The organism is Pseudonocardia sp. (genome assembly GCF_025965585.1).
GTDB lineage: Bacteria > Actinomycetota > Actinomycetes > Mycobacteriales > Pseudonocardiaceae > Pseudonocardia.
On the sequence record NZ_JAOPWR010000090.1, the window covers coordinates 1 to 21650 of the forward strand.

The window sequence follows — 21650 nt, forward strand, 5'->3', positions numbered from 1 at the left end:
CGGTGCTGCGCGTGCGGGGCCCGCCCACCGACGTCGCCCCGCCGCCGTGGTGGCAGGACGCCGCCGGCGGGCTCCGCGCGGGCCTGCGCGACGCGGCCACCGCGGCCCTGCCCCGGGCGGAGGCCGGCCTGCTGCCCGGCCTCACCGTCGGCGACACCAGCGGCCTCACCGCCGAGACCGAGACCGACTTCAGGGCCGCCGGCCTCACCCACCTGGTGGCGGTGTCCGGGGCCAACCTGGCGATCATCAGCGGTGCGCTGGTGGCACTGCTGCGCCGGTTCCGGGCCGATCCCCGGCTGGTCGCCGTGCTGAGCGCCGCCGCCGTGGCGGGGTTCATCGTGCTGGCCCGCCCATCGCCGAGCGTGGTGCGGGCGGGCGTGATGGGTGCGGTGGTGCTGCTCGCCATGGCGTCGGGGAGGTCGCGGTCGGCGTTGCCCGCGCTGGCCGTCGCCGTGATCGTGCTGCTGCCGCTCGACCCTGCGCTGGCGCTGGACCCGGGTTTCGCGCTCTCGGTGGTGGCCACGGCCGCGCTGGTGCTGCTCGCGCCCGGCATGGCCCGGGCCCTGTGGAGGCGGCGCGTGCCGGCGTGGATCGCGGAGGCGCTGGCGGTGTCCACCGCGGCGTTCGTGGTCACCGCGCCGCTGGTGGCCGGGCTCAGCGGCCAGATCGGCCCGATCGCGGTGCTCGCCAACCTCCTGGCGGTACCCGCGGTCGCCCCGGCCACCGTGCTGGGCGTGCTCGCGGCGCTGGTGTCGTCGCTCGCACCGGCGGTCGCGCGGGCGCTGGCCTGGGCGGCGGGCCCGTTCGTCGGCTGGCTCGTCGTTGTCGCCGATCGCGCCGCGGGTGTGCCGCGGGCCGCGCTGCCGTGGCCGGCTGGCGTCGGCGGCGCGCTTCTGCTCGCCGTGGTGCTCGTGCTGCTGGTGCTGTTCGGCCGGTCACCCCGGCGCCGGGCGCTGCTGTTCGCGGTGCTGCTCGGGCTCGCGCTGGTGCTCGTGCCCACGCGGCTCGCCCCGCCGGGCTGGCCGCCGCCGGGATGGGCGGTGGTCGCGTGCGACGTCGGCCAGGGCGACGCGCTGGTGCTGGCCACCGGCCGTCCCGGCTGGGTGGTGCTCGTGGACGCCGGGCCCGACGACGGCCTCGCCGACGCCTGCCTCGACCGGCTCGGCGTGCAGGGCATCGCGCTGATGGTGGTCAGCCACCTCCACGCCGACCACGTCGGCGGGCTCGCGGGCGCGCTGCGCGGCCGGGCGGTGGGCGGGATCGCCGTCGGTCCGGTACGCGCCCCGGAGTGGGCGCTGCGCGAGGTGGCGCAGCACGCCGCCGAGGCCGGTGCCCCGGTCGTCGCGCTCACGGCCGGGCGCAGGCTCTCCTGGCCCGCGCTCGTCCTCGACGTGATCGGCCCGGCGCACCCGTCCACCGTCGTCGATCCGGACGACGGCACCCAGGTCAACGACGGGTCGGTCGTGCTGCGGGCCACCACTCCTGCGGGCACGGTGCTGCTCCCGGGCGACGCCGAGCTCGCCGAGCAGGCCGACCTGCTGGGCACCGGCACCGACCTGCACGCCGACGTCCTCAAGATGCCGCACCACGGCAGTCGCTACAGCTCCCCGGACTTCCTCGACGCCGTCGCACCGCGTGCGGTGCTCGTCAGCGTCGGGGCGGGCAACAGCTACGGCCACCCCAACGTCGCGCTGCTGCGCCGGCTGGAGAACGGGGGCGCGTCCGTGCGGCGCACCGACACCGGCGGAGACGTGGCCGTGGTCGGCAGCGGTGAGGACGCCGACGGCGACGGCCGCCCCGACCTGACCGTGGTCACGCGGGGCGATCCGCTGCCGGCAGCACACAGGCGCCGGCAGCCGAGCCGGCTCAGAGACCCGCGAGCGCCTCCCGCACGGCCTTGCTGGTGGAGGGCACGGTGGCCGTGGGGCCGACCTGGCCGGCGACGGCGTCGAGGGTCTTGAGGCCGTCGCCGGTGATGAGGATGACGGTCTCGGCGTCGGGATCGATCTTGCCCTCGGCGATGAGCTTCTTCGTGGTGGCCACGGTGACGCCGCCGGCGGTCTCGGCGAACACGCCCTCGGTGCGGGCGAGCAGCCGGATGCCGGCCACGATCTCCTGGTCGGAGACGTGGCCGACGGCACCGTCGGTGCGGCGCACGGCGTCGAGGACGAAGGGGCCGTCGGCGGGGTTGCCGATCGCGAGCGAGCGGGCGATGGTGTCGGGCCGCACCGGGCGGATCACGTCGTGGCCCTCGCTGAACGCCTGCGCCACGGGGGAGCAGCCGGTGGCCTGCGCGCCGAAGATCTTGTACGGCGTGGCCTCCACGAGGCCGAGCTTGCCGAACTCGGTGAAGCCCTTGTCCACCTTCGTCAGCTGCGAGCCCGAGGCCACGGGGATCACGATCTGCTCGGGCAGCCGCCAGCCGAGCTGCTCGGCCACCTCGTAGCCCAGCGTCTTGGAGCCCTCCGCGTAGTACGGCCGGACGTTGACGTTCACGAACGCCCAGTCTTCGTGCTCGGCGGCGAGTTCGGTGGCGAGCCGGTTGACGTCGTCGTAGTTGCCGTCCACGGCGAGCAGCGTGCCGCCGTAGACGGCGGTGGTGAGCACCTTGGCCTGCTCGAGCGACTTCGGGATCAGCACCACGGAGTCCCAGCCGGCGCGGGCGGCCGCCGCGGCCACGGCGTTGGCGAGGTTGCCGGTGGAGGGGCAGCACAGCACGGAGAAGCCCAGCTCGCGGGCCGCGGCGAGCGCGACGGCCACCACGCGGTCCTTGAAGGAGTGGGTGGGGTTGCCGGTGTCGTCCTTGATCCACAGGTTGCGCAGGCCCAGCTCGGCGCCCAGGCGGTCGGCCTTGATCAGGCGGGTGAGGCCAGGCTCGGTGTTCGGGTGCTCCCGCACGGTGCCCGGCACGGGCAGCAGGTCGCGGTAGCGCCAGATGTTCTTCGGGCCGGCCTCGATGGAGGCGCGGGTGATGTCACCGAAGTCGTAGGCGATCTCGAGGGGGCCGAAGCACTCGGAACAGGCGAACTCGGCGGCGAGCGGCGTCTCGTGGCCGCACTCGCGACACGACAGCGCGCGGGCCGGGCCCAGGTCGAGCGTGGAGGTGGACGTCGTGGAGACGTCAGAGAGCAGCGTCATGTTGAAGATCTCCTCATCTTCCCCGCACCGTGCGGGTCGGAATTGGCACCGTGATCGAACGCGCGCAAAAGAATTTCAACGCTGCACGTGGTTCGCCGGTTGCCGGGGCTTCAACGGGCCGTTCCCTCTGCCCCTCTGGATGAGCCATCTGAAGTTGTGTGGCTCTCACGTTACGTCAGAGAGGTCGTCCTGCCCAACCGGGATCCACGATCTGGGAGCCGGGTCACCCGCTGTCGGTCAGCTGCGCGAGCATGGAGGGCATGACACCCGCACCCGTCCAGCTCGTCCTCGGCGAGGAGGAGCTGCTGGTGGAGCGCGTCGTCGACGACGTGCTGGCCCAGGCCCGCGCGGCCGACCCGGCGGCCGAGCTGCGCCGGTACAAGGCATCGGAGCTGAGCCCGTCCGAGCTCGCCGACGCGCTGTCGCCCTCGCTGTTCGCCGAGGCCCGGGTGATCGTGCTGCAGGCCGCGCACGAGGTGGGGAAGGACCTCGCCGACGCCGTGGTCCGGCAGGCGGCCGACCCGGCCGAGGGCATCGTGCTGGTCGTGCTGCACTCGGGCGGTGCGCGCAACAAGGCCATGGCCGACGCGCTGCGCAGGGGCGGCGCCACCGTCACCACGTGCGAGAAGGTCACCCGCCACGAGCAGCGGGTCGACTTCGTCCGGTCGGAGGTGCGCCGGGTCGGCGGCAAGATCTCCCCGGACGCCGTGCCCGTGCTCATCGAGGCGGTCGGGTCGGACCTGCGGGAGCTCGCGGCGGCCACGGGCCAGCTGGTGGCCGACACCGGCGGCACCGTCGACGAGGCCGCAGTGCGCCGCTACCACCGCGGGCGGGCGGAGTCGTCGGGCTTCGCCGTGGCCGACAAGGTGGTGGTCGGCGACCGCGCCGGGGCCCTGGAGGCGCTGCGCTGGGCGCAGGTGCTGGGCGTGCCGTCGGTGCTCATCGCCGACGCGCTGGCCGACGCCGTGCGCACCCTGGCCAAGGTGGGCGCGGCCGGCCGGGGCGACCCCAACCGGCTGGCCCAGTCGCTCGGCATGCCGCCCTGGAAGATCCGCAAGGCCCAGCAGCAGGTGCGCAACTGGCACCCCGACGGACTGGCCGAGGCGTTCGCGGCGGCGGCGGAGGTCAACGCCGACGTCAAGGGCGCGTCGGCCGAACCGGACTACGCGCTGGAGCGCGCGGTGCTGCGGATCGTCGCCGCCCGCGGACGTCGGTAGACACGCGGCTGGACACGCGAACGGCGCCGCCCCGAGGGGACGGCGCCGTGGCGGAGAGCGGTGTGGCTCAGGCCGCGAGCGTGGCGGCGCGCTTGGCGATCGCCGACTTGCGGTTGGCGGCCTGGTTCTTGTGGATGACGCCCTTGCTGGCGGCCTTGTCCAGGGCCTTGGTGGCGGCGCGCTCGAGCTCGACGGCCCGCTCGGTGTCGCCGGCCTCGACGGCCTCGCGGAAGCGCCGGATGGCGGTGCGCACGGAGGAGCGGACCGACTTGTTGCGCTGACGCGCCTTCTCGTTGGTCTTGACCCGCTTGATCTGGGACTTGATGTTGGCCACGCGAATGCCTCGAGTTCCTCTTGCCGCTGGTGCTGCCTGATGTCGTAGGGCTCCGGCGGCGGATGGATCATACGAGCACGCCGGGCGCTCGGTCGTCCATGCTACAGCCCGGTGCGAAGCGCCCACCAACGACCCTTGACCGACCGGCCGTGACGCGCCCGTAGCGCGTTCCGCTGGTCGTGGGCGGCGACGTTGGGCGAGGATGACCTTCGGTCGGCGGGCCCGCCGGAATCGGACGACGAGGAGGATCCGTGGGTCGAACGGTGCAGCGAAGGGCGACGGACCCGAGACCGACGGGTCCGAGGTGAAGGCCCCCGGGACGACAGGCCCCGACGAGGAGTCCGGCTCCGCGCTGTTCGACGGCTACCTCGAACCCGACCGCCCGCACGCGGGCGCCTACGACGAGATGTTCGCCGCCGACGGTACCGTTCGCGCCCCCTACCGGGCGCTGCACGACGCGATCGCGCCGACGGCCGCGGCCGACCTCACGGTCCGCTCGGAGGCACTCGACCGTGCCTACGTCGACCAGGGCATCACGTTCTCGCTCTCCGGCCAGGAGCGCCCGTTCCCGCTGGACATCGTGCCGCGCGTGATCTCGGCCGGCGAGTGGGGCCGGCTGCAGAAGGGCATCGTGCAGCGCGTCAAGGCGCTGGAGGCGTTCCTCGCCGACATCTACGGCGACGCCGAGATCGTCCGCGACGGGCTGCTGTCGCGCCGCCTGATCACCAGCTGCGAGCACTTCCACCGCCCCGCCGCCGGGCTCGTCCCGCCCAACGGGGTCCGTATCCACGTCGCGGGCATCGACCTCGTACGCGACGAGGTGGGCACGTTCCGGGTGCTGGAGGACAACCTCCGCAACCCCTCGGGTGTGTCGTACGTGATGGAGAACCGCCGCACGATGGCGCGCGTGTTCCCCGACCTGTTCACCCGTCAGCGGGTGCGCGCGGTCGGCGACTACTCCACCCACCTGCTGCGCGCCCTGCGCTCGGCGGCGTCGGTGAACGAGGCCGATCCCCAGGTCGTGGTGCTGACGCCGGGGGTTTTCAACTCCGCCTACTTCGAGCACTCGCTGCTCGCGCGGCAGATGGGCGTGGAGCTCGTCGAGGGCCGCGACCTGTTCTGCCGCGACAACATGGTCTACATGCGCACCACCGAGGGTGAGCAGCAGGTGGACGTGATCTACCGGCGCATCGACGACGAGTTCCTCGACCCGCTGCAGTTCAACCCCGCGTCGGTGCTCGGCGTCGCGGGCGTGCTCAACGCCGCCCGCGCGGGCAACGTCGTGATCGCCAACGCGGTGGGCAACGGCGTCGGCGACGACAAGCTCGTCTACACCTACGTGCCGCAGATGATCGACTACTACCTGGGCGAGAAGCCGCTGCTGCCCAACGTCGACACGTTCCGCTGCTGGCTCGACGACGAGAAGACGTACGTGCTGGACCACCTCGACGAGCTGGTGCTCAAGCCGGTGGAGGGCTCCGGCGGCTACGGCATCCTGTTCGGTCCGAACGCGACCGCTAAGCAGCTCGCCGACGCCCGCAAGGACATCAGGGACGACCCGCGCGGCTGGATCGCGCAGCCCGTCGTCCAGCTCTCGACGGTCCCGACGAAGGTCGACGACCGGCTCGTGCCGCGCCACGTCGACCTGCGGCCGTTCGCCGTCAACGACGGCGAGAGCGTGTTCGTGCTGCCCGGCGGCCTCACGCGGGTCGCGCTACCGAAGGGCAGCCTCGTGGTGAACTCCAGCCAGGGCGGCGGCAGCAAGGACACCTGGGTGCTGGCGGCGAACCGCGCCCCCGACACCGAGCGTGAGCTGGGCCAACGGGGCCTGGCGATCGCCGCGCCTGCCGGGTCGCCCGCCGCCGAGCACGGACCGGAGCTGACGATGAGCCAGCAGCAACAGCAGCAGCAGTCCGACGAGGCTGGGGAGGTGTAGTGCTCGCCCGCAACGCGGAGTCGCTGTACTGGATCGGACGGTACGTGGAGCGCGCCGACGACACGGCCCGCATCCTGGACGTCTCGGTGCACCAGCTGCTCGAGGACGCCACCGTCGACGCCGACCTCGCCGCGCGCACGCTGCTCGGCGTGCTCGGGGTCGAGCCACCCGACGGGGAGACGCTCGACGCGTGGTCGCTCACCGAGCTCGTCGGCTACTCGCCCGAGACGTCGGCATCGATCGTGTCGTCGGTCTCCAGCGCGCGGGAGAACGCCCGCGGCGCGCGTGAGGTGGTCTCGGCGGAGATGTGGGAGTGCCTCAACGTCACGTGGAACGGCCTGCCCGAGCGGCAGCGCTACGCCCGCTGGGTGGGGCCGCGCGCGTTCTTCGCCTACGTCGAGGACCGCGCGGCGATGTTCTCGGGGCTGGCAGCGTCCACGATGAGCCGCGACGACAGCTGGCGGTTCTACCTGCTCGGACGCTCCGTCGAGCGCGTCGACATGATCGTCCGACTGCTTCTCTCGCGCGTCTCGGACCGGATGTCGAGCCCCGGCTGGCTGACGGTGCTGCGCAGCGCGGGCGCCGCCGACACTTATCTGCGCACCTACCGCGGCGCGCTCGACGCCGCTCGGGTCGTGCAGTTCCTGCTGATGGACAAGCTGTTCCCGCGCTCGGTGTTCCACGCCCTGCGGCAGGCCGAGATCTGCCTCGTCGACCTCGACCTGCGCCCGACCGCCCGGATCGGCGCCAAGGCCGAGGCGCTGCGGCTGCTCGGCCGGGCGCGCTCGGAGCTGGAGTTCCTGCGGCCCGAGGAGCTGCTCGACGACCTCCCCACGCAGCTCATGGGGTTGCAGCAGTGCATCCAGAACGTCGGCGAGGCCGTGTCCCTGCAGTACTTCCACGCCGCCCCCTGGGTGGCCTGGACCGCACCGGAGGTCGGCTAGTGCCCGCCGTCGGGGGTCAGGCGCGCGGTCCCGGGGCCCAGGCGGCGCCTCGCGGCGTCGTCGTCGGGCCCGATACGAACCCGGTATCTGGCCCTCCCATCACACGAGCCGATGCGCGGCATCCGAGCATCGGGATCCCCGGGCCGTCACACCGGACCCCCGACGGAGGGCACTGATGGGCTGGCGCATCAGGGTCGTGCACGAGACCGGGTACTCCTACTCGGCGCCCGTCCACGAGTCCTACAACGAGGTGCGGCTCACCCCGCGCAGCGACAACCGGCAGAACGTGATCGTCAGCCGCGTCGAGACCACGCCGGCGACGCGGTCCTACCGCTACACCGACTACTGGGGCACCACCGTCACCGCGTTCGACCTGCACGCCCCACACAAGGAGCTCGTCGTGACGGGCACCTCGGTGGTGGAGACGGCCGACGCGCTCGCGCCCGCCCGCTCCGCGTCGTGGGAGGAGCTGGCGAGCGAGCCGGTGCGCGACCGCTACACCGAGATGCTCGAGTTCACCGACTACGTCACCCAGGACCGCGGTCTCGCCCGCGCGGCGAAGGCGCTCAAGCGGGGCAAGGAGCCGGCCGACGCGGTGCTGGCCGCGTGCCGCTGGGTGCGCGAGCACCTCGAGTACAAGCCCGGCACCACCGGCGTGCACACCTCGGCGGTGGAGGCGTGGGAGACGCGCACGGGCGTCTGCCAGGACTTCGTGCACCTCACCCTGCTGCTGGTGCGCGAGATGGGCATCCCCGCGCGATACGTCTCGGGCTACCTGCTCCCGCGGGCGGAGACCGAGATCAAGCAGACGGTGAGCGGCGAGAGCCACGCCTGGATCGAGGCGTGGACGGGGGGCTGGTGGGGCCACGACCCGACCAACGACATCGAGATCGGCCACCGGCACGTATGGATGGCGGTGGGCCGGGACTACTCGGACGTCTCCCCGCTGAAGGGCATCTACTCCGGCGGCAAGGCGGCCGCGCTCGACGTCACGGTGGACATGACACGCCTGGCCTAAGGTCGCTCGCATGACGGTGGTCCTCGTGCACGGCAATCCCGAGACCGACGCGGTGTGGGGGCCGCTGGCGGACGCGCTCGTGGCGCTCGGGCACGACGAGCCGGTCCGGCTGTCGCCGCCGGGGTTCGGCGCCCCCGTGCCCACCGGCTGGGCCCCGACGGTCGCCGCGTACCGCGACTGGCTCGTCGGCGAGCTGGAGGGGATCGACGGCCCGGTCGACCTCGTCGGGCACGACTGGGGCGGCGGGCACGTCGTCAACGTCGCCATGACGCGGCCGGACCTGCTCCGCAGCTGGTGCTCCGACATCATCGGCGTGTTCGACCCCGGCTACGTGTGGCACGACCTCGCACAGGTCTGGCAGCAGCCGGGCGCGGGGGAGGAGGCCGTGGCCGCGATGGCGGCGGCGCCGCTGTCGACCCGGGCCCGGGGGTACACCGCACGGGGCATGACGCCGGAGGTGGCCGAGCAGGTGGCCGCCGGGTTCGACACGGCGATGGCCGCCTGCATCCTCACGCTCTACCGGGACGCCGCGCAGCCGGCGATGGCGCAGCTCGGCGCGGGCCTGGAGGCGGCGGCCGCGCGTCCCGGCCTGGCGATCCTCGCGTCCGAGGACCTGATGGTCGGCACCGATGAGCAGCGCACGCGCGCCGCCGCCCGTGCGGGCGCTCGCGTCGAGGTGCTCGACGGACTGGGGCACTGGTGGATGACGCAGGACCCCGCCCGCGGCGCCGGCGTGCTGTCGGAGTTCTGGGGCTCCGTCTAGCCCCCGGGCATGCAGGACCCCGCCCGCGCGGCGTGGATGCGGCGCAGCGGCGTCCGGTCGATCGGTGTGGTGGGCGGGGTCGCGGGCTCGACCGTCGCCTGCGTGGTGCCGCAAGACGCCCACCCCTTCGGTGGCGGCGACCACACCGCGGGCCGCAGGCGAATCACCAGGAACGGTAGGGCAGGAACTTCCCGTTGAGGGTGATGCGGACGCGGTCGCCCTTCGGGTCGGCGACGCGTTCGAGGTCCATCTCGAAGTCGATGGCGCTGACGATGCCGTCGCCGAACTCCTCGCGGACGAGCTCGGTGATGGCGTTGCCGTAGACCTGCACCATCTCCTGCAGCCGGTAGACGAGCGGCTCCGAGGTGTCGACCACGTCCTTGCCCCGCACCGCGGGCAGCGTCAGGGCCTCGACGACGACCTCGTCGAGCTCGAGTGCGGAGCCGAGCGTGGCTGCCTGTTCGGCCGTCAGCGGGTGCTGACCCAGCAGGGCTGCGGTGGTCCACTCGGTGGACATGCCGATCGCCTTGCCGAGGTCGGCCCAGCGCAGCGACGAGCGACGTTTGGCGGCGAGGGCGGCGGCGGAGGCCTGCTTGCGGTCCAGGGGCGGCAGTGGTGTCACGCTCATGCGTGCGATCCTCACGGTCCGGCGGACACCTGGCAACGCGGGGCCGTGACGACGGTGTTTCGATGTGCTGGACGAGCGGGCATCCCGTGTGAGCAGTGTGTTACGCCCGATGAGATCGTACGCAACCTAAAGCCGTCTGCGCGCGTCACGGCTCCTGTCGGTTGAGTCCATCGGGTGCATCGGCGGCACTTCCGGCGGTCGTGGCCGTACCATGGCATGGTTGCCGCTCGTGTCCACGCCTCTATCGGCGGGGTTGTCCATGGAAGAGTCCCGGGATCGGGATCGAGAGGCCGACGAGTCGTCGGCGGATGACCTCAGCGAGGACGACCTCGACATCGAGGCCCTCGTCGCGGTGTGGAAGGACGACGAGCTGCTGGACGCGGCCGGCCGCGCTCCGATCGCGGATGACCTCGTCGATGTCCCGTTCGACGCGTCGGCCGACCAGGAGCTCCTCCAAGCGCTGCTGGCGTGGCGACGGGAGATCGAGGCCGGTCCAGGCGTTCCGGTTGCGCCCGAGCGACCGGCTGACGTGGCCCCCGCTCCGGCTCCCGCTCGCCGTCGCCGGGGCATGCGGGTGCCCCTCGCCACGGCCGCCGCCGCGGCGGTCGTGATCGTCTTCACGGGGGTGGCGGCGTACGGGGCGCGGCCCGACGATGCGCTGTGGACGGTCACACAGGTCCTCTACTCCCAGCACGCCGACTCGGTGCAGGCTGCCCAGAACATCGCGACGGACCAGAGCGCGGCCGGCGCCGCGATGGCCTCCGGACACGTGAGGGACGCCCGTGCGGCCTTGCGGTCGGCGGCCGCCGAGATCCCCAGCGTGAGCCCCGAGGACGGTCGCGCCTCGTTGCAGGCCCGTCAGCACGACCTGGCCGGCTCGCTGGACGGTGGCGCGAGCCGTGCCCCCGACCGGACGCAGGCCCGAGCCCCCGCTCGGCCGGAGGCCCGAGCCCCCGAACGGCTGGAGGCCCAAGCCTCCACCGGCTCCCCGTCCCCGTCCCCGTCGTCGTCGTCGGTGGCGTCGGCGGCCGGCACGGTGCCCCCGTCCGCGACCGACCACAGCCCGCAACCGTCGTCGACCCCCGAGCCCTCCGGGAGCGCCACGAAACGGCCGACGACGACCGGCCCCAACCGCCAACCGGCCCGAGGTCGGTCGACGTCCATTACGAGCCGGAGCAACGAGGCGACGACCCCTCCGGCCGCCCCTCCGACCGGCGCAGCCCCTCTGGCCGGCGCAGCCTCTCCGCCCGCCGTGACCCCTCCGGCCGGCGCAGCCACTCCGGCCGGCAGGACCGGCGACGTACCGGTGGTCCGGGTTCTCCCCACCCAGACCCCGCCGCCGTCCCAGGCGCCGAGGCATCACAAGCAACGGCATGACGACGGCTGATGTCGAGACCGCCGGCTCACCAGCCCGCGAGAGCCCGCCCGACCTCGTCGAGCCTGTCGACGACCGCCACCCGGCCCGGGCCGGGCGGCCCCCCTCACCTCCCGGCTGGTGACCAGCAGGACCAGGGTTTCCAGCCGGTCCACCAGGCCACCACACGGGCGCCGTCCGGCGCGGGCGCGCTCTCCCCAGCGCGACGTCCAGCCCGGCCAGCACCGCGGCCCCGGCGGGTTCAGCACCCACGCCCCGGCCCGCCGACGTCCCCTTCGCGCTCCCCAGTGCGCTGTGCCCGCATCCCCGCGGCCGCGGCGCCGAAGGCGGTGGCACGGCCGCGTTGCCGGTGGAGGCGGTCGTGATCGTGCCCCCCGCGCCGCAGCCCGTCCTCGATCACGAGCGGCGTGGCCCGGTCCGCCGGTCGACCGACCCGGGCACGCCGACCACGCCGCGACCACCTCCGTGAGCCGGGCCGTTCAGCCGTACCGGCGCAGCTCGTGGAAGAAGTCGTCGACGACGTGCAGCTCGCCCGAGCGGACCACCTCGTCGTAGACGAACTTGCCCACCGCCAGGTCGAGCACCCCGAGACCGAAGGGCGAGAACACGACCGGCCTGTCCGCCGGCACTTCCACCCGGCCGGCCAGGACGTCGTCCAGCGTGCCGAGCAGGAAGTCCCGGTTGCCCGTGAGCTGTTCGGCCAGATGTGGCGAGGTGTCGGCCTTCAGGCAGTGCTCGACGTCGTCGACGACGTTGGTCGAAGCGAGCAGGATCTCCGGGGCGAGGTCGCGCAGCGACACGTGCAGCACCAGCGGATCGTGGTCGAACCACGACAGGTCCGTGACGTGCGGTTCGCCGGCGACGGTGGCGAAGACCACCAGGTCGCTTGAGCGGATCAGCCGCTCGGCGCTGTCGTGCACGGTCACCCGTCCGGCGGTGCCCGACTGCTCCAGGTAGCCACGGAAGCCGGCCGCGCTGTCGGCGGACAGGTCGTGCACGCCGATCTCGTCGAACGACCAGCCGGTGGCGGCGAGGAAGGTGTGGATGTAGCGGGCGATCAGGCCCACACCGAAGAACCCGACCCGCGTCGGGCGCTGCCGGCCGCGGCTGAGCCGGTCGGCCGCCAGCGCCGCCGACGCGGCCGTCCGGGTGGCGCTGATGATCGAGCTCTCCAAGCAGGCGAACGGGTAGCCGGTGTCGTGGTCGTTGAGGATCAGCACGCCCGAGGCCCGCGGGATGCCGGACGCCACGTTCCCCGGGAAGCTGGAGATCCACTTCAGGCCGTCCACCCGCACCTGTCCGCCGATCGAGGCGGGCAGCGCGATGATCCGGGAGGACGCGCGGTCGGGGAAGCGCAGGAAGTAGGACGGCGGGTTCACCGAGTCGCCGGCGCCGTGCAGCCGGTAGGTGGCCTCGACGACCTCCATGACCTGCTTCTCGTGCCCCTGCAGCACGTGCTGGACCTGGGCTCCGGAGATCACCGCGAACGGTGGCACGGTGACCGGCCCCGGCAGCTCCGCGGAGGCGCTCATGGCGAGCTCAACTCGATGGTGGGCGAGCAGTCGGCCAGACGCACGGGGTCGGCCATCGCGACGAGCACCTCCCGCGGTCCGCTGAAGGCCTCCCTGCTGTGCGCGGCGCGGACGTTGTCGACGAGCATCAGGTCGCCGGCCCGCCACGGCTCGCGGGCGGTGTGGTCCTCGTAGACCTTGTTCAGCAGTTGCACGACGTCCTCGCCGATCGGGTCGCCGTTGCCGAAGCGGGTGGTGAACGGCAGCCCGTCGGCGCCGTAGACGTCCACCAGGTACTCGCGCACCTCGGGGTCGATCGTCCACTCGTTGAGGAAGGCGATCTGGTTGAACCAGGAGCGGCGGCCGGTGACCGGGTGGTGGACGACGGCGCTGCGGCGCTGCCGGGTGCGCAGCCCGTCGTCGGGCTGCCACTCGAACGCGATGGCGTTGGCGCGGCAGTAGCTCTCGATGGCGCGCCGATCCTCGGTACCGAACGCCTCTGCGTAGGACGCCCCGATCTCGTCGCTGTAGGTGCGGGCGAGCAGCCAGCCCTCTCGCTCGAACCTCCCGACCAGCTCGGGGGGCAGCGCGTCGAGCACGGCCGCCGAGTCGGCCACCCCGGTCGCCCCGCCGTCGGTGGGCGCGCTCAGGCACGCGAACAGCATCAGGCCCGGGAACTCGAGCGTGTAACTCAGCTCGTGGTGCATGCACATCGGCTGGTTGGACGGCCACGTCGACGAGGAGTACACGCCGTCGCCGTAGCTCCGCCGGGCGGCGAAGGCCTCCTTCTCAGTCATCAGACCGCGGGCCAGCCGCTGGAAGACGGCACCCACCTCGGCCGCGTCGCGCAACCCGAGGCCACGGACCAGGAGCGAACCGTGCTCGGCGACGAAGGCTCGCAGCGCGTCCCGGTGCTCGGCCACCCAGCTCGGCGCATCGCCGGTGGCCTCGGTCCGCAGCATCGGCGGTGTGCCGGGCCGCTGGGCCACGTCGAGCAGCGACGCCGGGGAGGAGGACGACATCTGGGCTTCCTTTCCGTTGGGTCTCACGGCGAAGCTGCCTCTCACGATGCGACCAGCTCGGCGGCACGCAGCACGGCCTGTGCCGCCTCGGCCGGTCGGGTGCGCAGGAAGTGGTGGCCGCCCCCGGCGAGCTGGTAAAGGTCGACGTGCTCGGCCAGGAGCCGCCAGTCGAGGTGCCGACGCGGGAACCCGGCCGTGATCGGGTCGTCGTCGGCGACGACCACGGTGACCGGCGCGGTCAGACGCACCACCGGCGGGGCGTCCAGGGCGTCGGCGAGGTAGCGGTGGGCGGACACGCAGTCGTGCCGGTAGCCGGCGCCGACGCGCGCCGCGCGCTGCGCGTCCAGCTCGCCGAGCCCGGCGTAGCCGCTGCTCCTGCTCAGCTCCGCCGCGATCTCGGCGTCGCTCTGCCCGTTGAGCTCGATGGCGGCGGCGCGTCGGTCGGAGGCGTCACCGAGCAGTTGAGCGCCGAGGAACACCCGCGCGACGTCCACCTCGCGCTCCTGCAGCGTCCTGGCCGCCGCCAGGGCGAACGCCGTGCCCGAGGAGTGGCCCCATAGCAGGATCCGGGCGGGGTCGCGCCGGACGATCTCGCCGACGACCTGATCGATCACCTGCGCCATCGGCGCGAACGGTTCGCTCTCGGCGGTGACGTCGTGGCCGGGCAGCTCGACGGCGCACACCGCCAGCCCGCTGCCCCGCAGCGCCAGGGCCAGCGGCCGGAAGTTCACCGCGTTGCCGCCGGCGTAAGGGAAGCACACGAGCATCCCGGCCTGTCCGTCGTCCGGCCCGGACAGCGTCTGTAGCAGGCCGGAGCGCCGCGCGGACCTGCCGTCGACGAGCGCGGCCAGGTCGGCCAGGACCGGCTGCCGGGTGATGTCGGTGAGGGACACCGCACGGTCCAGGGTGATCGCGAGCTTCACCGCCGAGAGCGACGCGCCGCCCCGGTCGAAGAAGTGGTCACGCCGGCCGATCTGCTCCTGGGGGATCCCCAGGACCTCCGCCCACGCTGCGGCCAGCCGCCGCTCGGTCGGCGTCCTCGGCGCGTGACGTTCGTCCTCCACCGCGACGTCGAGCTCGCGGGCGAGCGCCGTCAACGCCTTCCTGTCGATCTTGCCGTTGGCGGTCAGCGGCAGGCTCTCCCGCCAGTGGAAGGCCGACGGGACCATGTAGGCGGGCAGCGACTTGCCCAGGCGGTCCTGCAGGTCGTCGACCGCTACCGGGCGCGGGCCGGCGTAGACGGCCACCAGGTACCTGCTCCCGTTGGCCCGCTCGGCCACCACCACCGCACCGTCGTGGACACCGGGCGCCCGCAGCAGGGTGTTCTCGATCTCACCGATCTCGATCCGGAAGCCGGAGATCTTCACCTGGGTGTCCCGGCGGCCGAGGAACTCCAGCTTGCCCTCGGGCAGCCAGCGGCCGTAGTCACCGGCGAGGTAGAGCCGCCCGCCCTCGTGGTGCGGATCGGCCACGAAGACCGCCCGGGTGCGCTCGGGGTCGTTGACGTACCCGCGGCCGACGCAGACCCCGGAGAAGGCGATCGCGCCGGGGGCGCCGAGCGGCACCGGTTGCAGGTGCTCGTCGACGATGTGGACGGTGACGTTCTGGACCGGGGGACCGAGCGGAACCCGGTCACGGTCGGGCACCCGGTGCATGACCTCGTGGTTGGTGTCGTCCGAGGTCTCGGTCAGCCCGTACGCGTTGACGAGAGCGATCCCGGGCTCGGCTGCGAACCAGCGCTGCGTGAGCTCCTTCTTCAGGGCCTCACCGGTGACCGACACGTAGCGCAGGTCCGGCAGCTCCCGAAGGTGCTGCTCCAGGTACGACAGCACGACCTCGAGATAGGAAGGTACGACCTGGAGCACGGCGACCCGGCCGTCGATGATCGTGTCGACGAACCGCTCGACGTCCAGCACCGCCTCCTGCTCGACGAGCAGAGTCCGCCCGCCGACCATGAGCGCGGCCGCCAGCTGCCAGAGCGAGATGTCGAAGCACTGCGGAGCGGTCTGGGCGACCACCTGACCGGGACCGATCCGCAGGTCGCCGACCTTGGCGTAGAGGTGGTTGAGCATGCCCGCCTGCTCGCACATCGCTCCCTTGGGCTCACCCGTGGAGCCGGAGGTGAAGAAGATGTAGGCGAGCTGGTCCGCCGCGACGGCGACGCCGAGATCGTCCTCGGCGTGATCCTCCGCGTAGGCCGCGGGCACCGCGAGCGTTCGGACCCCGGGCAGCGCGGCGAGGGCCTGGTCGAGCGTGGCGGTGCTGCCCGGCTCGGTGATCACGAGGCCGCACCCGGCACGGCGGAGGGTGGTCGCGATGCGGCCGGCGGGGAAGTGCGGTTCGATCGGCAGGTACGCGCCACCGGCCTTGAAGACCGCGAGGACGGCTGCCGTCCAGTCCAGGTTGCGCTCGGTCACCACCGCGACGACGTCCTCGCGGTCCAGCCCCCGGGCCAGCAGGGCCCGCCCCAGCCGGTTGGCACGGGCGTTGAGCTCGCGGTAGGTCCACTTCCGCTCGCCGTGGACGACGGCGACGGCGTCCGGGTGCGTCCGGACCCGCTCCTCGAACAGCTCGTGGAACCGGCGGTCGGGCAGCTCCCGGCGGGCCCCTGCGAGCCCGTCGAGCTGGAGGTGGAGCTCCTCGGCCGACAGCAGGCTCTGCCGTGCGTGCTCGGCGTCCGGATCAGCGGCGATCAGCGCGAGTGCGGTGAGGTGGTAGCCGGTGATGCGGGCGGCGCACGCTGCGTCGAGGACGTCGCTCCGGTACCGCAACCGCAGCGCGAACCGGTCGCCGTGCTCGACGAGGACCACCCGCAGCACGACGTCCGCGGCCAGATCGCCGCCGTCGTCGCCGGTCGGATCGAACACGGTCTCGAAGGACGGTCCGGGCAGGCCGAGCTCGCGCCGGAGGTCCTCGACAGCGAAGTCCTGGTGCGCCACCAGCTCGGACTCGACCAGAACGGTCTGCTGCAGCAACGCCCGCCACGAGTCGGGTGCGGTCGTCAGAAGGCAGGGCAGCGGCCGGCCACCCCCCGTGGCGACGTAGCCGGTCACGATCTCCTGCTCGCCGGACAGCGCGGCCAGCACCACGGCGTGTGCGGCCAGCAGCACCGAGCCGAGCGGCACTCCCGGCCCGTCCGCCTGCCGCTGCAACGCCGCCACGAGGTCGTCGTGGATCGACGCCTCGTGCTCTGCCACGCCCGGTACCGGGTCGAGGGACCACCGCGGGATCGCGGTCGACCCCCCGGCGACGAGCACGCCGCGCCAGAACTCCCGTCCGGTCTCCGCTCGCGCTTCCATCAGGTGTTCCGTCCGCGAATGGCCGCCACGATGCGGCTGCCGTTGATCGGCGCGGCGCCGCGGTGGTCGCGACTCTCGCGAGCCGGGTTTCCGCTCCACCGTGCGTCCGGCGGGACTTCCTCGCCCTTCATGAGGAAGGAGCCGGGGGCGAGCGTCGCGCGGTCGCCCATCGTCACGCCGTAGTGGACGAAGGCGCCGATCCCGAGTGTGCAGCCGGCACCGAGCGTGATGCGGTCGGACTTGAAGGTGCCGTCCTCCTGCGAGTGGGTCTGGATCACGGTCTCCGCGTTGAGCACGCAGTCGTCACCGACGGCGACGAGGGTCCGTTCCGGGAAGAAGCAGCCGTCGTCGAAGACCCGCCGGCCGATCCGTACACCCAGCAGCCGCGAGATGACGTTCTTGAACGGTGTACCGCTGAACATCTTGTCGAACTCCGGGATCACGAGCTTCCAGTAGCGTTCGTGCCACCAGAAGTAGGGATCATAGATCGAGCAGAACCGCGGGCGCAGGGCCCGGAATCGCGCGATGGCGCGTTCGATCAGCATGAAGTAGACCATGGTGAACAGCAGAGACGCGACGACTTCCGCGGCGACCACTTCCGAACCCAGCAGGTGGTAGAGATCCGACATGCCCAGGGCCAGGATCATGATGCCGAGAAGGTGGATCCAGCGCACCAGCAGGAACAGGCCCATGGTGCGGAGGTTGTACTTGTTCTTGGCGGACAGGCGGCGGCGGAACTCCGCACTGCTCTTCAGGTGGTCGAACCTGCTGTCACGCTCCACCGATCGCGGGATCGCGAAGCTGGGCGAGCCCAGGAGCCCGACACCTTCCCGGACCTCCCCGTCGGCGGGAACCAGGACCTTCGTCGCGAGCAGGCAGTTCTCGCCCGTTCTGCTCTGCGAGGTGTAGGCGATGCGGTTCCCGAGGAAGCTGTGTGCCCCGATCGTCGCGCGCGACACCTGGAACGACGTGCTCGAGAAGTCCGCGTTGATGATCGAGAGCCCGTCGGCGACCATCGTCCCGCTGCCGAAGGAGACATGGAACGGGGTCTCGTGCCGCACCTCGGTACCGAAGTTCGACCCGGTCTGCACGACCTGAGGAAAGTCGTAACCGAGTCGGCGCAGGTAACCGACGATGTAGGAGCTGTCGCCGAAGAGCTGCGTGTAGAACTTGATGTTGGTCAGGCGTCCGATCGTCTTGTGGATCCCGTAGTGGAAGCCGTAGAGGGGATAGACCTTGTCCGGCTTGATGGCGAGGTTGAGCACGCGGGGAACGGTGGTCACGAGGAGGAGGCCGACCAGCACCGAGCCGAAGAGGAGCACGGCGGAGGCGACCACGGAGTCGCGGTAGAAGGTCCACGTCGTGAAGGCGAACGGCGCCGAGTCCAGGACCCCGCTGAGCGGGCTCTCGTCGAGCAGTATGCCGAGGCCGCCGATGAGCAACGGCAGGTACACGGCCAGCATGGTCAGCAGCTGTCCGGCGGCGTGGACGGCCCTTCTGACGGTACTACCGGAGGCCGGGCCGATCACCCGGTAGTCCACCTCGGCCCGCTGCGCCGGGGACCCGTGCCAGCTCTCGCCGTCGGGCACGGCCTGCCCGGTGTGCAGGGAGGAAGCGTGGCCGATCTGGGCCCCGTCGCCCATCGAGGTCCCGATGTCGAGCACCGTCGCCTCGCCGACGAACACGTCCTTGCCGAGGGTGACCGCGCCGGTCTGGATCATGCCGGCCTGCGCCCGGTAGCAGGGGAAGGACGAGTCCTTGCGGATGACCGTGCCGTCGCCGATGGTGAGCAGGTCGGTGCAGACGGGCACCGTCCGGGAGAAGATCGTGACGCCACGCCCGACCTTCGCACCCAGCGCCCGCAGATAGAGCACGTAGAGCGGCGAGCTCGCGCTGACGTGCGACCGCCCGTTGATGAACAGCACCAGCGGGTTGCTCCGGATCATCGTCTTGACGACCCAGAAGCGGAGGTATCCGAGACTCCAGATGCGGATCTGCTGGGGCTTCCACCGGCCCACGAGCACCCACTTCGCCGCGATCGGAAAGGTGCAGAGGCCGACGAAGGCCGCGCCGCCGAACGCGACCGCCCGCAGGTACATGTCGAGCAGACCCGAGCCGGTGGAGACCCAGTTGAAAGCCAGGGTGCCGATGACCGCGGCCAGGTAGGAATACCCCAGGAAGAACAGCAACTGCAGCGTTCCGCAGAGGACGTACTGCAGAGTGCTCGCCGGTTTCGCCACCTCGACCGGCGCCGTGACCGACGGCTCGACAGGGGCGGGCGTGGAGGCCGGAAGCGCTGTCGCCAGGCTTCTGATCGTCAGGTGCTGGTAGATGTCCTTCATGGACACCGTCGGCAGGTCCGCCCGCTTCCTGACCCGCGCGCAGAACTGGGCCATCACCATCGAGTCAGCACCCAGGTCATCGAAGAAGTGGCTGTCGATCGGCACCCGGTCGACATGCATGATGTCGGCCAGCACGTCGGCGAGGAGCTTCTCGACGGGTGGGGGCTCAGTGCCCCCGAGCGACGTCGCCAGGCTCCTGATCGTGGGGTACTCGTAAATGTCCTTCATCGATACCGATGGGAGGTCCGGGCGTTTCCTGACCCGGGCGCAGAACTGGGCCATCACCATGGAGTCGGCACCGATGTCGTCGAAGAAGTTGCTGTCGAGCGACACCTGCTCGACGTGCACGATGTCGGCCAGTACATCGGCGAGGCCCCTCTCGGTGTCGGTCGACTCGGTGTCGGTCGACGGTTCGAGCAGGTCGGCTGTCAGGGTCTGGACGGTTTTTCCCACTACGTTGAACTCCTTGAACCAGGAATCTGCGGGTTGTGACCGGGTCAGGCCGACCGGGAAGTGCCGGTCAGCTCGGTGGACCTGAGTACGTCCTCGCCGTAGAGAGCCTGCAGCCAGTTGGTCTGGTAGATGGTGTCGAGATAGCGCTCGCCGAGGTCCGGTGCGATGGCCACCGTGGTGAGCCCGTGCTCGTCGTGCCGGTTCAACCAGTCCATCGCGCCGCTGACTACCGTGCCGGTGGAGCCGCCGAACAGGAATCCGCGCCGGGCCATCCGGTGGCAGGTACGGATGGTGTCCGTCTCCTCGACATGCACCACATCGTCCACCCAGGCCTCATCGAGCAGCGGTGGACGGATGCTCATGCCGAGGCCGGGGATCATCCGACGTCCCGCCGGCCGGCCGAAGGTCACCGAGCCGGCGCTGTCGACCGCGACGACCTGCACCGGCCGGTGCCACTCCCGGAAGTAGCGCGCGCAACCCATGAGGGTCCCGGCCGTGCCGGTCCCGACGAACAGTACGTCCAGTGCGGGGAACTGGCGAGCGATCGCCGGTGCGGTCGTCTGGTAGTGCACCTTCCAGTTGCTCTGGTTGGAGTACTGGTTGAGCCAGGTGTAGCGGTCGTCGGAGGCGCAGAGCTCTCGGATGTACTTGATCCGCGCCCCGAGGAACCCGGTGACCGGGTCGGGCTCGGTGATGTTGTGCACCTGGCTGCCCAGCGCCTCCATCAGCAGCCGTGTCGACAGGTTGCAGCGGGAGTCGGTCACGCACAGGAACCGGTATCCCTTGCTCGCCGCGATCATGCTCAGCGCCACGCCCAGGTTCCCGGACGATGACTCGACCAGGACCGCTCCCGGCCGCAGCACACCGTCCCGCTCGGCGGCCGCCACCATCTCGGCCGCGGCTTTCAACTTGATCGAGCCGGCGAAGTTGAAGCCCTCACATTTGAGGAAGATCGAGTGCCCGAAGATCGACTGAAGATCGACGTAGAGATCTTCTTCATTGAAGGCCTGGGGAAAGGTAATGACCGGCACGATGGCCTCCTCGTCACGTTTTACGAAGAACTCGGCTACGGCTCATCTCGCGGCCGCAGGCCGTCGATCTGATCACCCATTGCCCGCGGCGAGCGTCTCGTAATCTCGTGCATCAGAGGCGATCGCGCGCGGAAGAACCCTGTGGTGGTGATCTTCCGGGCTGCAATGGTGCGACAGACGGTGTCGTCGCAGGCGGGTCCGCTGCGCTGCTCGGCATCTCGGGCTCGCCGGATCAGCTTGGTCTCGGCCACGGGCTGGGGCCCGGTACCGCCATCGGGCGTTCCTTCCTTTCCTCGCGAATCGGGCGCAACTTCTCGTTCTTGGCGTGATCATCGTGCGGCATCGGATCATGAGCGCTGAGCGCGCAGCGAAGTCGTGTGGCCACACTCGGGTAATCGAGCGAGGTTGCCGACCTGTTTCACCGTTTTCCGTTATGCCACTCGATAAGTCGTCGGACAACCCGAACGGCGGATGGTTTAAATAAATTCGTACACTCCAACGGTGGTGAGCACACCCATCGGCGGCCGTTGGCGCCGCGGATGCCGGCCCGTTCGGCGGGGGCGGGCGTCACCTACCGGCACCGGCATGTGCGTCCGCCGGCGGCCCGCCACCCGGCGCGACGAACGGCGCTGGGGGCGG

Annotated in this window: 15 protein-coding genes and 1 riboswitch; of the genes, 7 read left to right on the forward strand and 8 right to left on the reverse strand. The window is 71.6% G+C overall.

What is annotated here, in order from left to right; all coding sequences use genetic code 11:
- A partial coding sequence (locus JWR81_RS05720; protein ID WP_297647602.1) for a ComEC/Rec2 family competence protein occupies window positions 1–1961 on the forward strand: 1961 nt, incomplete at its 5' end.
- Here JWR81_RS05720 and thrC read toward each other — a convergent pair.
- Window positions 1867–3138, reverse strand: a complete 1272-nt coding sequence (thrC, locus tag JWR81_RS05725) for a threonine synthase (protein ID WP_297647604.1) — start codon at window positions 3136–3138, stop codon at window positions 1867–1869. The genes JWR81_RS05720 and thrC overlap by 95 nt on opposite strands.
- 10 nt (window positions 3139–3148) lie before the next feature.
- Window positions 3149–3284: riboswitch (SAM riboswitch) on the reverse strand.
- A gap of 105 nt (window positions 3285–3389) precedes the next feature.
- On the opposite strand from thrC, the gene holA reads away from it, so the two are divergent.
- Window positions 3390–4355: a DNA polymerase III subunit delta gene (gene holA / locus JWR81_RS05730; protein WP_297647607.1), complete on the forward strand. Its 966-nt coding sequence runs from the start codon at window positions 3390–3392 to the stop codon at window positions 4353–4355.
- A 67-nt stretch (window positions 4356–4422) separates the two neighbouring features.
- Here holA and rpsT read toward each other — a convergent pair whose 3' ends face one another.
- Window positions 4423–4689, reverse strand: coding sequence for a 30S ribosomal protein S20 (gene rpsT / locus JWR81_RS05735; RefSeq protein ID WP_297647610.1), 267 nt, complete (start codon window positions 4687–4689; stop codon window positions 4423–4425).
- A 304-nt stretch (window positions 4690–4993) separates the two neighbouring features.
- Between rpsT and JWR81_RS05740 the strand changes: the two genes are divergently transcribed.
- The 4 genes from JWR81_RS05740 to JWR81_RS05755 all read left to right on the forward strand — a co-directional run bounded on the left by JWR81_RS05740 (window position 4994) and on the right by JWR81_RS05755 (window position 9350).
- On the forward strand, window positions 4994–6625 hold the full coding sequence (locus tag JWR81_RS05740; RefSeq protein ID WP_297647613.1) for a circularly permuted type 2 ATP-grasp protein: 1632 nt from the start codon (window positions 4994–4996) through the stop codon (window positions 6623–6625).
- Window positions 6625–7569: an alpha-E domain-containing protein gene (locus JWR81_RS05745; RefSeq protein ID WP_297647615.1), complete on the forward strand. Its 945-nt coding sequence runs from the start codon at window positions 6625–6627 to the stop codon at window positions 7567–7569. Before JWR81_RS05740 ends, JWR81_RS05745 begins: the two co-directional genes overlap by 1 nt.
- A 175-nt stretch (window positions 7570–7744) precedes the next feature.
- Entirely contained in the window at window positions 7745–8587 is an 843-nt protein-coding gene (locus tag JWR81_RS05750; RefSeq protein ID WP_297647618.1) for a transglutaminase family protein, read from the forward strand.
- A gap of 10 nt (window positions 8588–8597) precedes the next feature.
- Entirely contained in the window at window positions 8598–9350 is a 753-nt protein-coding gene (locus tag JWR81_RS05755; RefSeq protein WP_297647621.1) for an alpha/beta hydrolase, read from the forward strand.
- 163 nt (window positions 9351–9513) lie between these two features.
- Here JWR81_RS05755 and cynS read toward each other — a convergent pair whose 3' ends face one another.
- A complete protein-coding gene (gene cynS / locus JWR81_RS05760; protein ID WP_297647624.1) occupies window positions 9514–9978 on the reverse strand; it encodes a cyanase in 465 nt (154 codons plus the stop codon).
- A gap of 259 nt (window positions 9979–10237) precedes the next feature.
- Between cynS and JWR81_RS05765 the strand changes: the two genes are divergently transcribed.
- Window positions 10238–11365, forward strand: a complete 1128-nt coding sequence (locus JWR81_RS05765; protein WP_297647627.1) for a hypothetical protein — start codon at window positions 10238–10240, stop codon at window positions 11363–11365.
- A gap of 467 nt (window positions 11366–11832) precedes the next feature.
- Here the strand turns inward: JWR81_RS05765 and sbnB are convergent, their stop codons facing one another.
- Genes sbnB through sbnA form a run of 5 tightly spaced genes read right to left on the reverse strand, consistent with a single transcriptional unit; the run spans window position 11833 to window position 21011 of the window.
- Window positions 11833–12885, reverse strand: coding sequence for a 2,3-diaminopropionate biosynthesis protein SbnB (sbnB, locus tag JWR81_RS05770; RefSeq protein ID WP_297647629.1), 1053 nt, complete (start codon window positions 12883–12885; stop codon window positions 11833–11835).
- Window positions 12882–13886, reverse strand: a complete 1005-nt coding sequence (locus JWR81_RS05775) for a TauD/TfdA family dioxygenase (RefSeq protein ID WP_297647632.1) — start codon at window positions 13884–13886, stop codon at window positions 12882–12884. The genes sbnB and JWR81_RS05775 overlap by 4 nt, the downstream gene beginning before the upstream one ends.
- A 41-nt stretch (window positions 13887–13927) precedes the next feature.
- Window positions 13928–17185: an amino acid adenylation domain-containing protein gene (locus JWR81_RS05780; RefSeq protein ID WP_297647635.1), complete on the reverse strand. Its 3258-nt coding sequence runs from the start codon at window positions 17183–17185 to the stop codon at window positions 13928–13930.
- Window positions 17185–19980, reverse strand: coding sequence for a Pls/PosA family non-ribosomal peptide synthetase (locus JWR81_RS05785; RefSeq protein ID WP_297647638.1), 2796 nt, complete (start codon window positions 19978–19980; stop codon window positions 17185–17187). The genes JWR81_RS05780 and JWR81_RS05785 overlap by 1 nt, the downstream gene beginning before the upstream one ends.
- A gap of 44 nt (window positions 19981–20024) precedes the next feature.
- The gene (gene sbnA / locus JWR81_RS05790) at window positions 20025–21011 is read right to left on the reverse strand and encodes a 2,3-diaminopropionate biosynthesis protein SbnA (protein ID WP_297647641.1); all 987 of its coding nucleotides are present in this window, start codon (window positions 21009–21011) and stop codon (window positions 20025–20027) included.
- Between the last annotated feature and the right edge of the window lie 639 nt (window positions 21012–21650).